The 14,053-nt window shown below is 50.4% G+C and carries 11 protein-coding genes; 9 read left to right on the top strand and 2 right to left on the bottom strand.

The features are described 5' to 3' along the window. Positions 1-4 precede the first annotated feature (4 nt). The 4 genes from atpA to BLQ36_RS02420 are packed head-to-tail and all read left to right on the top strand — an operon-like array spanning position 5 to position 4,273. Positions 5-1,522, top strand: a complete 1,518-nt coding sequence (gene atpA, locus BLQ36_RS02435) for a F0F1 ATP synthase subunit alpha (protein ID WP_074513803.1) — start codon at positions 5-7, stop codon at positions 1,520-1,522. A gap of 19 nt (positions 1,523-1,541) precedes the next feature. Continuing rightward, positions 1,542-2,396 carry an ATP synthase F1 subunit gamma gene (atpG, locus tag BLQ36_RS02430; protein WP_074513802.1) on the top strand — a complete coding sequence of 285 codons (855 nt, stop codon included), beginning with the start codon at positions 1,542-1,544 and terminating at the stop codon, positions 2,394-2,396. 23 nt (positions 2,397-2,419) lie between these two features. Beyond that, positions 2,420-3,835, top strand: coding sequence for a F0F1 ATP synthase subunit beta (gene atpD, locus BLQ36_RS02425; RefSeq protein ID WP_033171518.1), 1,416 nt, complete (start codon positions 2,420-2,422; stop codon positions 3,833-3,835). Between the two features lie 3 nt (positions 3,836-3,838). Continuing rightward, a complete protein-coding gene (locus tag BLQ36_RS02420) occupies positions 3,839-4,273 on the top strand; it encodes a F0F1 ATP synthase subunit epsilon (protein WP_033171517.1) in 435 nt (144 codons plus the stop codon). Between the two features lie 51 nt (positions 4,274-4,324). Here the strand turns inward: BLQ36_RS02420 and BLQ36_RS02415 are convergent, their stop codons facing one another. After that, positions 4,325-4,657 (bottom strand): hypothetical protein, encoded by a 333-nt coding sequence (locus BLQ36_RS02415; RefSeq protein WP_033171516.1) that lies wholly within the window; start codon positions 4,655-4,657, stop codon positions 4,325-4,327. A 180-nt stretch (positions 4,658-4,837) separates the two neighbouring features. Here BLQ36_RS02415 and BLQ36_RS02410 point away from each other — a divergent pair, with 180 nt between their 5' ends. The 5 genes from BLQ36_RS02410 to BLQ36_RS02390 all read left to right on the top strand — a co-directional run bounded on the left by BLQ36_RS02410 (position 4,838) and on the right by BLQ36_RS02390 (position 13,325). After that, on the top strand, positions 4,838-8,194 hold the full coding sequence (locus BLQ36_RS02410) for an EAL domain-containing protein (protein ID WP_074513801.1): 3,357 nt from the start codon (positions 4,838-4,840) through the stop codon (positions 8,192-8,194). Between the two features lie 9 nt (positions 8,195-8,203). Continuing rightward, complete coding sequence (locus BLQ36_RS02405; RefSeq protein ID WP_074513800.1) at positions 8,204-9,349, top strand: acyltransferase family protein; 1,146 nt, start codon at positions 8,204-8,206, stop codon at positions 9,347-9,349. Between the two features lie 190 nt (positions 9,350-9,539). Next, positions 9,540-11,456 carry a sigma 54-interacting transcriptional regulator gene (locus BLQ36_RS02400; protein ID WP_074513799.1) on the top strand — a complete coding sequence of 639 codons (1,917 nt, stop codon included), beginning with the start codon at positions 9,540-9,542 and terminating at the stop codon, positions 11,454-11,456. Positions 11,457-11,477: 21 nt separating this feature from the next. Continuing rightward, positions 11,478-12,128, top strand: a complete 651-nt coding sequence (gene trmB / locus BLQ36_RS02395; RefSeq protein ID WP_033171513.1) for a tRNA (guanosine(46)-N7)-methyltransferase TrmB — start codon at positions 11,478-11,480, stop codon at positions 12,126-12,128. Positions 12,129-12,140: 12 nt separating this feature from the next. Further along, positions 12,141-13,325 carry an FtsW/RodA/SpoVE family cell cycle protein gene (locus tag BLQ36_RS02390; protein WP_074513798.1) on the top strand — a complete coding sequence of 395 codons (1,185 nt, stop codon included), beginning with the start codon at positions 12,141-12,143 and terminating at the stop codon, positions 13,323-13,325. Positions 13,326-13,439: 114 nt separating this feature from the next. Here BLQ36_RS02390 and BLQ36_RS02385 read toward each other — a convergent pair whose 3' ends face one another. Continuing rightward, positions 13,440-13,901: a nitrous oxide-stimulated promoter family protein gene (locus BLQ36_RS02385; RefSeq protein ID WP_074513797.1), complete on the bottom strand. Its 462-nt coding sequence runs from the start codon at positions 13,899-13,901 to the stop codon at positions 13,440-13,442. Positions 13,902-14,053: the final 152 nt, after the last annotated feature.

The following is a 14,053-nucleotide window of genomic DNA, read 5'->3' as shown; positions in this document are numbered from 1 at the left end:
AGTTATGAAAATGAATCCGGAAGAAATAACAGCCATCATCAAAGACCAGATTAAGAACTACAACGTAGATCTTAACGTCGATGATGTTGGAACGGTTATCGAAATCGGTGACGGTATTGCCCATATCCATGGCCTCGAGAAGGCAATGGCTGGCGAGCTGCTCGATTTCGGCAATGATATTTATGGTTTGGTCCTGAACCTTGAGCAGGACAACGTCGGTGCCGTTATCTTAGGCGGTGAGACGAAAATCAAAGAAGGCTCGCAGGTAAAACGCACGGGCCGCATCATGCAGGTACCGGCAGGCGAAGCTATGATTGGCCGCGTTGTCGATGCTATCGGCCGTCCGATCGATGGCAAAGGCGAAATCAAAGCGGAGACCATGCGTCCGGTTGAGTATCATGCACCGGGCATCGCTGACCGTAAATCGGTCCATGAACCGCTGCAGACTGGTCTGAAGGCTATCGATGCCCTCGTACCAATCGGCCGTGGACAGCGCGAGCTCATCATTGGTGACCGCGGCATTGGTAAAACGGCTATCGCCGTTGATACGATTTTGAACCAGAAGGATCAGGATTGTATCTGCGTTTATGTTGCCATCGGTCAGAAGGCATCGACGGTTGCTCGTGTCGTCAAGACGCTCGAAGAAGCTGGCGCCATGAAGTACACGATTGTCGTTGCTGCTACGGCGGCTGACAGCGCTCCGCTGCAGTATCTGGCTCCGTATGCCGGCGTCGCTATGGCTGAGCACTTCATGTATCAGGGCAAAGCCTGCCTCTGCGTATATGATGACCTTACGAAGCATGCAGCTGCATACCGCGCTATGTCGTTGCTGCTCAGAAGACCGCCAGGGCGTGAGGCTTATCCGGGCGATGTATTCTACTTACATTCCCGCCTGCTGGAGCGTGCGGCAAAACTCAGCGATGAGCTGGGCGGCGGTTCCATCACGGCTCTGCCAATCATCGAGACCCAGGCTGGTGACGTTTCGGCTTATATCCCGACCAACGTTATCTCCATCACCGATGGTCAGATCATGCTGGAGACCAACTCCTTCTACTCCGGTATCCGTCCGGCTATCAGCGTCGGTTTGTCGGTATCCCGTGTCGGTGGTTCCGCACAGATTAAGGCAATGAAGCAGGTCGCTGGTACCATGCGTCTTGACCTGGCTCAGTATCGTGAGCTGGCTGCCTTCTCGCAGTTCGCTTCCGATCTGGACAAGGCAACGAAGGCACAGCTCGACCGCGGTGCCCGTATGGTAGAAACGCTGAAACAGGCGCAGTACAGCCCGCTCTTAGTACAGGAACAGGTCATGGTCATCTATACGGCTGTCAAAGGCTTCCTGACCGATATTCCGGTGGAGAAGGTCGTAGAATTCCAGGATGACTTCCTGAAATTCATGCGCACCCAGCATCCGGAAGTCGGCAGCAAGATTATCGAGCAGAAGAAACTCGATGATGCCCTTGAGGCTGAACTTTCGAAGGCTATTGAGGAGTTCAAGGAAACCATCACATACAAAATGGCATAAGACAGCGAGGTGATTCTTTTTGGCTAGTTTACAGGATATCCGCCAGCGCATCAAAAGCGTAAAGAGTACCAAGCAGATCACGAGTGCCATGAACATGGTTGCAACTTCGCGTTTGCGTCATGCAAAGGAAGCAGCTAGCGCCAATCGTCCTTATGCCGAGAAGGTTATGGAGGTTGTGAAGGAAATCGCCGCCAATGCCGGTGCCGATTTTTCCCATCCTCTTCTCGAAAACCATAAGGATGGCAAGAAGCTCATCTTGTTGGTCACGGCCGATAAAGGACTGGCTGGCGCTTATTCCGGCAATGCCTGCAAAGCAGCAGAAGCTATTGTAGAATCGAAGGACGACACGGAACTCGTCGTGGTAGGACGCAAAGGCGTAGCCCATTTCAAGAACCGTGGGTATAAGATCGCTGAGAGCTACATCGGCATTAGCGAGCGCCCGTCCTTTGAAAATGCCCGGAATATTGCAGAATATATCGTGGAGCGCTTCAAAACCGGTGAATATCGGGAAGTGCAGATGGTCTATACGAAGTTCATTTCCGCCATCAACTGTGAGCCGCAGTCCGTTCAGTTGCTGCCGTTCCAGTCCGAGGCCGGGGAGAATACGGGAGTTCATGCAGAGTACATCTATGAGCCGGATGCGGCTACGGTACTTGGCTTCTTGCTTCCGCAGTATCTGTATACGACGGTCTACGCGGCTTTGCTGCAGTCCGCTGCATCGGAGCTGAGTTCCCGCATGAATGCAATGAGCAACGCTACGGATAACGCGGAAGAACTCATGAGCAAGCTGGACCTCTACTACAACAAGGTACGTCAGGCAGGCATCACCAACGAGATTACCGAAATCGTTGGCGGCGCTGAAGCTCTGAAATAAGAGCATCGTTAGGAGGTTTACCATTGGCAACAAAAGGTAAAGTTGTACAGGTTATCGGACCTGTCGTAGATATTGAATTCCCCGCAGGTCAGCTGCCGGAAATTCTCAATGCAATCACGATCAAAGGCAAAGCTGGTGATGTTGACATCGACCTCGTCGTCGAGGTTATGCAGCATCTGGGTGACAGCGTAACCCGCTGCATCGCTATGAGCTCTACCGATGGTCTTACCCGTGGTATGGAAGCGGTCGATACTGGCGCTCCAATCACGGTTCCGGTCGGCAACGAAGTTCTCGGCCGTATCTTCAACGTTCTGGGTCAGACCGTTGACCATGACCCGACTCCGGTCGGCAACAAGGAAGCTTGGCCGATTCATCGTCCGGCTCCGAAATTTGATGAGCAGGAGACCAGCACGCAGGTCCTCGAGACCGGTATCAAGGTCGTTGACCTTATCGCTCCCTATGCCCGCGGTGGTAAAATCGGTCTGTTCGGTGGTGCAGGCGTCGGCAAGACGGTCCTCATCATGGAGCTCATCCACAACATCGCCAAAGAGCATGGCGGTTACTCCGTATTCGCTGGTGTCGGCGAGCGTACTCGTGAGGGTAATGACCTCTGGGGCGAGATGAAGGAGTCGAAGGTTATCGATAAGACCGCTCTCGTCTACGGCCAGATGAATGAGCCGCCTGGAGCACGTATGCGCGTTGCTCTGACGGGCCTTACCATGGCAGAGTACTTCCGTGATGTTCAGCATCAGGACGTGCTGCTCTTCGTCGACAACATCTTCCGTTTCATTCAGGCTGGTTCGGAGGTATCCGCACTGCTGGGCCGTATGCCGTCGGCAGTAGGTTACCAGCCGACGCTGACTACGGATATCGGTGCGCTGCAGGAGCGTATCACCTCCACGAAGCAGGGTTCCATTACGTCGGTTCAGGCTGTCTATGTCCCGGCCGATGACCTTACGGACCCGGCTCCGGCAGGTACTTTTACGCACCTCGATGCAACGACGGTTCTTTCCCGTCAGATTGCTGAGCTCGGTATCTATCCGGCCGTTGACCCGCTGGATTCCACGAGCCGTATCCTGAACCAGGAAGTTCTGGGCCAGGAGCACTATGAAGTCGCTCGCGGCGTTCAGGCAGTTCTGCAGAAGTACAAAGAGCTGCAGGATATCATCGCCATCCTCGGTATGGAAGAGCTCTCCGATGAGGATAAGCTCACCGTATCCCGTGCCCGTAAGATTCAGCGTTTCCTTTCGCAGCCGTTCCACGTTGCTGAGGTGTTCACGGGTTCCCCGGGTAAATACGTACCGCTCAAAGAGACGGTTCGTGGTTTCAAGGAAATCCTTGAGGGTAAATATGACGACCTGCCGGAGAATGCATTCTACATGGTAGGTACGATTGATGAAGCTGTGGAGAAAGCTAAGAAACTTAAAGAGGAGGAATAATCTATGGCGACTATCAAGCTAGAGATTGTCTCTCCGGATAAAGTTGTTTACTCCGCAGACATCAGCATGCTCATCGTCCGTTCTACGGGCGGCGAGCTCGGCATCCTGCCGAAACATGCTCCGCTGGTTACGGGGCTTGTGCCCCATGCCATGCGCGTGCGCTTAGGCGCTGACCGCGATGAACAGCTTATTGCGGTAGCTGGTGGTTTTATGGAAGTTACGCCGGATAAGATTACGGTGCTGGCTACGGCAGCTGAGCAGCCGATTGATATCGACATCAATCGTGCTAAAGATGCCATGGCTCGTGCCAAAGAGCGTCTGGCCCTTCTTCACCAGGGAGCACCTGAAGCCAAGAATATCGATGTGGAGCGGGCTCAGCTCGCTATGCAGCGTGCTATGGCACGCCTGCGGGCAACGAAGACCGAGTTTCAGGAATAACCAAACAGCAAAAAGAGCTATCCGAATGGATAGCTCTTTTTTGATAGAATTTTATTTGTTGAACTCATGCCAGAGGGCAAGGCAGAACATGCCGATGGCAAGACCCATCGAGCAAAGGCTGGCTCGATTTACGTAAATACGAGCGTTCTCGGAAATCTTTGCATGGCGGTAAATATACGTCATGGCAAGCGAGAAGGTGAGCAGGACATACATCGCCCGGTTCAGGGCATCGAAAGTCTGCCAACCGAACAGGGTAACTACCAGGGTAAAGGAAATGACAGCCAACAGCAGATAGTCTTTTCCGATTTTTTCTTGCTCTTTCTTGCGTGGGTCTTCGACTTTAGGATAAACTTTTTTCTGTAATTTTTTATATTGCTTTGCCATAATGGAAGCTCCTTTGCTTTAAAATCAACAAAAACATTATACCATGACACGATGCAACGATACAAATCGTGAAGCATAATTTCGGATTCGGCGTAAAGATAGCAGGAATACGATTTTTTTGCGCGAAGATTATAAATACTAATATGCCGGAACTCGCCTGAAAGGATAGGGTGAATAACGATGAACATCGGAGCAGTAGGAAAAAAACTGGCGGCGAAAACGGATTTTTTGCCAGGCGGTTTCTTTATTTATAGAGCTGATGAGTCAGAAGAAATCTTATATGCGAATGAGCAGGTATTGAGACTTTTTGAGTGTGAGACTTTTTCGGAGTTTTATCAATATGTAGGCGGTAGTTTTCGCGGTATGGTAAATCGCAATGAACTCGAGGCGGTTGAACAGGATATCGCGTATCAGGTAGAAACGCATGATAAACGGTTCGATCATGTGGCTTATTTCATTACGACGAAAAAAGGGGCCATTTCCTATGTCGAGGATTTTGGCCGCTTGGTGGATGATCCGGAAGAAGGGCCTCTTTATTATGTCTTTATTGCGGATGTCGAGATAAAGTCGCAAACGTTCGAAGTCGATCGGGTGACCGGGCTCATGAGTCTGCGGCGTTTTTTGGAGGCATCGCAGAAATTACTGCAATCTATGATGAATTCACCGGTGGCGAGACCGGTGGCATTTATTTTCGTAAACATACATAATTTCAAGCACTATAACATTCGTTATGGGCTTGAGGCTGGGGATGCCTGCCTCAAAGCAGTGGGGAAAATCCTGCAGGATATTTTTCCGCAGGACTATGTGGCGCGCCTCAATAATGACCACTTTGGGGTGTTGACACAGGAAAATAGCATTCAAGAGCGTCTGGAAAAGGTCCGAGAAGCAATAAAAGCGATAAGCGATGAAATGCTGCTGGAAATGAAAGCCGGGGTATTTGAGTGGGAAGACAAGCAGTCGATTCAACCGATTGTTGCGCTTGATTTTGCTAAGATAGCATGCGACAGTATCAGGAATAAGATTACCGCTTCGGTACAGTATTATTCGAAGGAGATTCATAAGCAACTGGAAATCTACGAATACGTATCGAGCCATATCGACGTGGCACTTGAATACCATTGGATAAAGCTTTATTATCAGCCAGTGGTTCGCACGCTGTCGAAAGAGCTTTGCAGTATGGAGGCGTTGGCTCGTTGGATAGACCCGATCTATGGCTTTTTGAATCCTGGTCAGTTTATCAGTGCCTTGGAGGACAGCGGGCAGATCTATAAGCTGGATATCTATATTGTTCGTGAGACCTGCCGGTTGATGCGGGAGCGCATGGATAAGCAGCTGGTAGTCGTGCCAGTGTCGTTCAATTTGTCGCGGCTGGATTTTTTGCTCTGCAATATTTTCCAGCAGATTGAAGAAGCCGTGGATAAGTATCGGATTCCACGGTATATGATCCATATCGAAATCACGGAGAGTATGCTCTTTGATAATGGGCTCTGCATGCAGACAGAGATCCAGAAATTCCATGATGCCGGCTATCAGGTCTGGATGGATGACTTCGGCAGTGGTTATTCGTCCCTTAACGTTTTGAAGGATTATCAATTCGATGAGATAAAACTGGACATGATGTTTTTATCTTCCTTCAACGACCGGTCACAGGCAATTCTCACTTCGACGGTCGATATGGCCAAGAAAATTGGCATCCAAACTTTGGCAGAAGGAGTGGAGACGGAGGAGCAGTTTGAATTCTTGCGCAGTATTGGTTGTGAGAAAGTGCAGGGATATTTGTTTGGCAAGCCACTTCCGTTCCAGGAATCCATCGACAATATCATCAGCAAGGGACTGAAGATTGCCTCGCTGGATTGGCAGCACTACTACGATCAGGCTGGCCGCATCAATGTGATTACCGATCAGCCAACGGCGATTTTTGAAGATGATGGGAAAGTATTTCGGGTGTTATATGCCAATGGGGCGTTTTTTGAACAGCTCAAGGAAATGGAACTTCAAGGAATTTCCCAGCTTGAGCGCACGATAAATTCCAGATTTTCTTCGCTTCATTTGCGGCTTAGGGAATTTGCCGACAAATTGAGGCATCATAAAAAAGAAGATGTGATGTTCTATTCCAATCGCGGGCAGTATCTGATGATGAAATTTGAACGCTCGGCGGAGTATGAGCATAAATGCCTGTATCGGGTCACTCTTATCAATCTGTCATCGGATAGCGAGAATGTGGCGAAGCAGCGCTTGGATCGGGTGATGCGCGAGGTCAGTACGCTGTTTGAGGATATCGTGCTGATTGATTTCGAACGGGATTGTGCCGAGCCGGTGCTGTTTTCCAAACAGGGAGAAAGCAGGGCGCAAAGCAATGCCTATGGACTCAAGGACTATCGCCGGTATATGGTTGAGGAACTGCTTCACCCGGATGACCGGCAGCGGTATCTGGATTTTGTGACCGGGATGGACGTGCATGAGCACATTACTGAGAGTCAGGTGGGGTATGTGGAAGGCTTCTTCCGAACCAAAAATCAGGATGGAACCTATTCCTGGCGGCAGTATATTTGGTTGCATATGGACGATAATTCTGATAATCTTGTATTGTTGTGCGTAAAACAGGCAAACCTCGAAGATGTGTCCTTGGTAGAAACCATCATGCAGAGCGAAAACCGCGATGTTGAGGGGAAAGAGACCTTTTCGCAGGCGCGGCGTAACCAGCAGCAGCAGGCGATGCTTTGGCGCAATCTTATGCGACAGACCCAGGATTGTTATTTTTGGAAAGATGAAAATCGCCGCTTTCTGGGGGTCAGTCAGGCATTCCTCGATTATTACGGGATAAAATCGTTGGAGGATATCGTCGGCAAAAATGACGAGGAGATGCACTGGCATGTGGACGATCAGCCCTATAAGAGCGATGAGCTTGATGTTATTGCCAAGGGGCAGGTGGTTCGTGATGCACCGGGGAATTGCATCATCAAGGGGATTGCGCATTCGATTGTTTGCAACAAATGGCCGCTGTATGATCGCGGCCGGATTGTTGGATTGATGGGATATTTTCGGGATGCGGACAGGCTGCAGCAACGCATGGTAAATATTCTGAGCGATGTGCGGCAGGATAAGGTAACGGATCTCATGAACGAAAAAGGCTTTTATGAAGTGTATTTTGATTATGAGGAACAGATGCAGTATCACGGCCGCAAATTTGGCCTTATTCTCGTAGAATGGGAGGATTATAGGAGTCTGATGAGGCAGCTGGAATCTGCTTCGGTGGATGAATGTTTGCGTTTGATTGCGGACCGGCTGCGTAATAGTTGTGGGAAAGAGTGCTCGGTGGCGCGGATAAAAGGTGGCGTATTCGGGGTGCTTAGTTACTTTGAGAAACCTGGGGAACTTGAGAACCGGGCGGCGGATATCCAGCAGCAGTTTCGAGGCGCATTTGTGGTGCAGCAAAAGACAGTAGAGTTAAAGCTGTTGTGCAGCATCACGCTTTGCACGGAAGCAGATTCTGTGGAGAAACTCTACCAGGTTGGCAAAAAGAAATTGAAAAAGTGAGGATTTTTGATGCGGATCAAAGCAAAGAAAGAGCGGTTGGAATCCCTCGATGTATTTCGAGGATTGGCCATCGTATGCATGATAATGGTAGATGCCGTGCCAGATTTTGAGCAGGCTTATCCTTGGATGCTTCATACGACGTGGCAGGGAATATCGTTTGCCGATATGGCGTTCCCAGGATTTGTATTTGCGATGGGAGCGGCAGCTGCCATCTGGCTGCAAAAGCATGAGCGGGAATGGTGGCCGGAGATGCTCGGCAAGGTAATGCATCGGGCTGGGATTTTGTTCCTGCTCGGCATTTTATACAACGTCATGCCGATTCTTTTCCAGCATCTACTTCTGCCGGGGACGGCAGTTGGGTCGCTTTGGGCGGATTTGTGGGGCCAGGGAAGGCTCTTTGGGGTGTTGCAGCGCTTGGCGATGGTTTATGCCGTGGGCATTGTGCTGGGACGCGTTTTGCATACGAAAATCGATTTGCTTATGGCCGCACTTTTTTTCCTGTTGGTATCATCCGTGGGATTTCATTGCTTTTCGCCGGATGCGCCTTTTGCGCAAGCGGACAATATCAGTTCGGCTATCGATCAGGTCATTCCGGGATCAGCCCATTGCTATATGGGGGCATCCTTTGATCCGGAAGGGCTTTATGGGACCATTGCCTGCACGGCTTCGATGCTGCTGGGAATGCTTGCAGGACGGTTGCTGTTGGAGAACACGCCGGAGGCGCTATTGCAATTGTTAAGCTATGGCATCGTATTGGCTGGTGCAGGGGTTATTTGGAATCAGGTGGACATCATAAGCAAGCCGTTGTGGACAGCCCCTTATGTACTCTTTACCAGCAGTGCCTTTATGTTGCTCGCGCTCTTGTTGCATGTCCTGTTTTCGCTTCTGCCGAAACTGTCGTCGTTTTGCTTTCATCCGTTCCGCGTCTTTGGCATGAATCCTATTTTGATTTATATGTTGACGGGAGCAGCACTTACGCTTTTATGGATGCTGCCTTCGCCGGAGGCGGCACTTTTTCCACGGCTGTGGGGGATGACGGTCAAGGGAATCGGGGGAATTCCATTTAGTATTTTTTTGTTTACGGTTCTTTGGTGCAGCTGTTGGTGGGGATTGGCAGAGTACTTGTATCGTCGCCGGATCTTTATCAAGATTTAACCACATCGGCGGTTATTTGAAGTTTGTTCTTTTTAGCGAGTCAAATTTATAGATTTTGCTGGGAAATAGGACAAAAGGAATTGCATGATAACGGGATGCTTGGTAAAATGTAAGTTACGATATTTACGAAACGAGAAAATTCCGGAAGAGATCCGGAAAAGGAAATAGAGGATTAACAGGAGGCTGAGCTATGATTAGAGAACATCGCAGCAGAAGCAAACTCGAAGCTTATTATCAGAAATTCACGGAAGAGGGGATACTCGACCCGAACGTCCATCCTTGGGTGGCGGAGTCCTGGAAAAAGAGCCAGAGTCTTGCCATCAATCGCGAGAAAATGGAAGTGGAGCACAAGCTGTCCAAGGAGGAATTCTTGGAGCTGCAGAACAAGCACCGCGATGCGATTGATTACTTGAGCAAACTCAGCGAAGGGATTCGCGAATTTTTCCAGGAGTACAATCTGAGTCTGTTGCTCGTCGATGCAGACTGCACGGTGCTCAAGAGCTATTCGCTGCCGTTTTACCAAATGACGCCGGGAGAAATCGAAGGAACCCGTGTCGGTGTAGAAGAAGTCGGTACGTCGTCCATCTGCATTGCTTACGAGCATCAGACGCCATTCTGGATGTTTGGACCGGAGATGTGGGTCAAAGAGTGTCAGCTCGGTGACGCTTGCTCGGCGCCAGTCAAGGTAAATGGTGAGTTCCATTACATCATCACGCTGGTATCGATGGAGCAGATTGCGATGCCGCAGGATGCGGTCATTTCGCTGCTCTTGACGATGAAGACCGCATTGGAGGAGCATCTGACTGAGGCAATGCGCATCAAGGCCGAGGAGGCAATCCTCGACGCAACGCCGTTTGCCGTCTATCATGTCATGCCAGGTGGTGAGGTCGCTTATGCAAACCAGCTCGGTCATACGCGCCTTGAGGGCATCGGTGCGAAGAAGAATGAGGCCGGCCGCCATACGTCCAACCTCAACGATGTCATCATGAACTATCAGCACACCCCAATCTACAAGGGATTCCGTGGGGTGCCGTCCTACAATAAAGAAGTCACTTGGATTACGCCGGCTAAGACGTATGAAGATATTACGACGGTGGTACCGTTGGAACGGGATGAGGATCAGGCGGTTCAGAGCGTCGTTGTCGTCTCCATGCCGATTGAAGATTTGCGTACCCTGGTGGCACATGCCGCTGGCTACACGGCAAAATACAGCCTCAACTCCATGGTCGGTGACGGTTCGACGTTCCAGAGTGTTCGCAATAAGGCGGCCCGCGTTGCCAAGAACCACCATCATGTATTGATTCAGGGTGAGGCTGGTACCGGCAAGCAGCGCATGGCGCATGGTATCCATCAGGCAAGCTCGCGCGCCGCAGGTCCGCTTATCACGCTTCGCTGCGGCGATGCTACGCCGGAACTTCTCGAGCAGGAGCTTTTCGGTGTCATGCTGAATCCAGAGGTTAGCCATCAGGGACGTCTGGAACTGGCTTCGGGTGGTACGCTGTTCCTCGACGAGATCGAGAAAATGCCGAAGAACATTGCCCAGCAGCTGGCGCGTGCCTTGGATGAAGGCAAGGCTTGCCGTGTGGGCGAATCCGTCGAGCGCACGATTGATGTCCGCATCATCGCGGCGTGCGACAGCGATCTCAAACGCCTTACCGAGCGCGGCCTCTTTGCACGTGAGCTCTATGACATTGTGAGCCGCAGCGTGGTTCGCGTGCCGGCCCTTAGAAGCCGTCGGGAAGATATCCCAGCGCTTGCCCGTCATATTATCGGCGAGCTGGCCGAACAGCATCAGATGGAGTCGAAACGCATTCTGCCGGAGACGGAGAAAGTTCTGGAAGAATACGATTGGCCAGGCAACATCAAGCAGTTGCAAAGCGTGTTGGAGTATGCGTTCTTCAATACGCCGGGAGCTGAAATCGGCCCGGCTAACATCAGCCTGATGGGCGATGTTAAACCCGATAACAAATGGAAAGAAGATAAAGAGGTATTCGTCAAGGCTTGGCAGGCAGCCGGTGGGAATGTCAGCCGCTTGGCAAACCTCTTGAATGTCAGCCGTGTTACGCTGTATCGTTACCTCAAGAAATATGGCCTGGAGAAGAAATAACGAGGATAAAGGAGCAAGATTGTGCGTTTAAGAAGAAAACCCTGGGTGGATGAGGCAATCCACGAATTTGATGCATTTGTCATCAGCCGCGATCAGGAGATTGGTGAAGAGAAAAAGGGGAAATGGGCGGAGATTTTTGGCCGTCAGGCACCGCTTCATGTTGAATTGGGAACGGGAAAAGGCGATTTCATCAGCCAGCTGGCAGAGCGCAACCCCGATATCAACTACATTGGCATTGAAGCTCAGCAGGATGTGCTCTATTCCGCTGCCAAGAAGATTGCGGAAAAGGAACTTACCAATGTGCGTCTGCTCGTTTTTGATATCAACAATATCGAAAACATCTTTGCGGAAGATGAGGTAGATCGGTTCTACATCAATTTCTGTGACCCATGGCCGAAGAAGCGTCACGCGAAACGCCGCTTGACTCATGTGGGCTTTTTGGAGAAATACCGCCGATTGCTGAAGAAGCCAGGGGAGCTTCACTTCAAGACGGATAATCGTCCACTCTTCGATTTTTCGCTGGAGCAGTTCGAGGAAGCAAAATTGCCGGTCCGCGATGTTTCGTTTGACCTTCATGCCGAGAACCGTCCCGACAACATCATGACCGAGTATGAACGCAAGTTCAGCGGTTTTGGTGAGAAGATTAACCGCTGTGAGGTTATCTTTCCGTAAGGGGGCAATATCATGCGGATAAGGAAGACCCTGTGGAGCAATGATGCAGAACCGATCATCGTCATCATGGTTATTCTCTTGGTCTTGGGGACGATTAACGTTTTTAGTTCTAGTTTCGTCCTGTCGACAATCGATTATGAGACACCGTATCACTTTTTGATTCGCCATACGATTTGGCTCGGAATTGGGTTGATTGCTTTTCTGGTTTGCCGGCGCATCAATTACCGGCGCTGGCGCAACTGGATGCCGATGCTGCTGATGGTGATGCTTGTGTCGCTGGCGGCCGTTCTTGTGGTGGGAAACAGCGTCAATGGTGCTAAGCGTTGGCTGGGCGTCGGTGCTATCGCCTTCCAGCCGGCGGAGTTTGCCAAATTGCTCAGCCTGATGCTGGCAGCGGCGGTTTTGGCCAGTCAGATAAAACGGGGCAAAGAGATATCCGTCGTCAATCTGCAGTATGGTATTATCGCGGTTATGGCCGGTCTTACGGAGTTGGAACCGGATTTGGGAACGGCGGCGATTATTTGCGGTGTGCCGCTTATCATGTCCGTGGTAGCCGGGATGAACGTTATGAAAATCGTTCGCATGGGAGCTGTTGTCCTAGCCGGTGTCGTAGGTTTGATTTTCCTGCAGCCCTATCGCTTGAACCGAATCAAGATCATGCTTGACCCATGGTCGGATGCGCAGGGAATCGGTTATCAGACCGTTCAGTCGTTGTCGACTATCGGCTCTGGTGGCTTTTGGGGCATGGGGCTTGGCGATGGCGTCAGCAAATACGAGTATCTGCCTGAGGCCCATACGGATTTTGCGTTCGCGATCTTCTGTCAGGAGCATGGCTATGTCGGTGCCTTGATGGTTTTCCTGTTGTTCGCCTTGATGATTTTCTTTTGTGTCCGCATTGCGAATCGAGCAGAAGATGAATTCGGACAGATTTTGGCTACGGGCATCATGCTGCTCATCTTGGGACAGGCTTTGGCGAATATGGCCATGGTTGGCGGCATGTTCGCTGTCGTCGGTGTACCGCTGCCCTTTATCAGCTATGGCGGATCTTCCCTGCTGGTCACGATGATTGCCATGGGAATCCTGCTGAACATCTGCGACCATGGGCACAAGCCACAGCCTAAGTTTGCCTCGAAGCAATCCGATTCGGAAGAAAAAAAAGACAAGGAAGAACGCCCTTCCTTGCATTTGGTAAAATAAATATCAGCGATAAAAAGTCCGAGGACTCGCGGCGAAGAGTCCTCGGACTTTTTGCGTAATGATAGAAAACGCCCCGTTGGCAAATAGGTCAACGGGGCGCTGTATTTCAGCTGGTTATTTTTTTGCTTTTCTGTCTTTTGCGCGTTTCTTGGACGCTTCTTCTTTGGCTTTGACCTTGTCGTCGATTTTTTTGGCCTGCTGATATTTGGCATAATCAACGCCCATGCTGGCCAGTTTGTGTTTGAAAGCCATGATGGGGTGGCGCAGGAACATGCGCTTCTGACTGGAACCCATGACATGCAGGAATTCCTGGGCCTGTTTGGAGCCAAAGCAGTTGACGGTGCGGTCACAACGATCGCAGATTGGTTTGGTGATACCGTACGGGCAGCGGTTCATCTTCGTCATAACCGTGGCGAGTAGTGCTGTGCATTTGGGGCAAAGCGCATCGCCGGAAGTTTTGTGATGGCTATGGCAATAGATGCCGAAGGTCTTGCGGATGTTGGCTTTTTCTTTCGGGATGTTGTTCTTTATTTCTACCGGTTTCCTTGTCGGCAAGAAACGAGAAAAAATGCTCATATTGAATCACCTTTCAGTATGTTAGAAATGGGTCAAAGTTTTGACACTTCTTTTATTTTAAAGGTATTTTGGGATAAAAGCAAGTCTCGCTTGACTTCCCGATTTTTCATAGTAAAATTTAAAGGAGAGTAAGTTGGGATAAGTGTGCATAC

This window comes from Selenomonas sp. WCT3 (assembly GCA_900100835.1).
In the GTDB taxonomy this organism is placed as follows: domain Bacteria; phylum Bacillota; class Negativicutes; order Selenomonadales; family Selenomonadaceae; genus Selenomonas_A; species Selenomonas_A ruminantium_E.
Note: the sequence above shows the minus strand (reverse complement) of the source record. Positions and strands in the feature narration are given on the sequence as shown.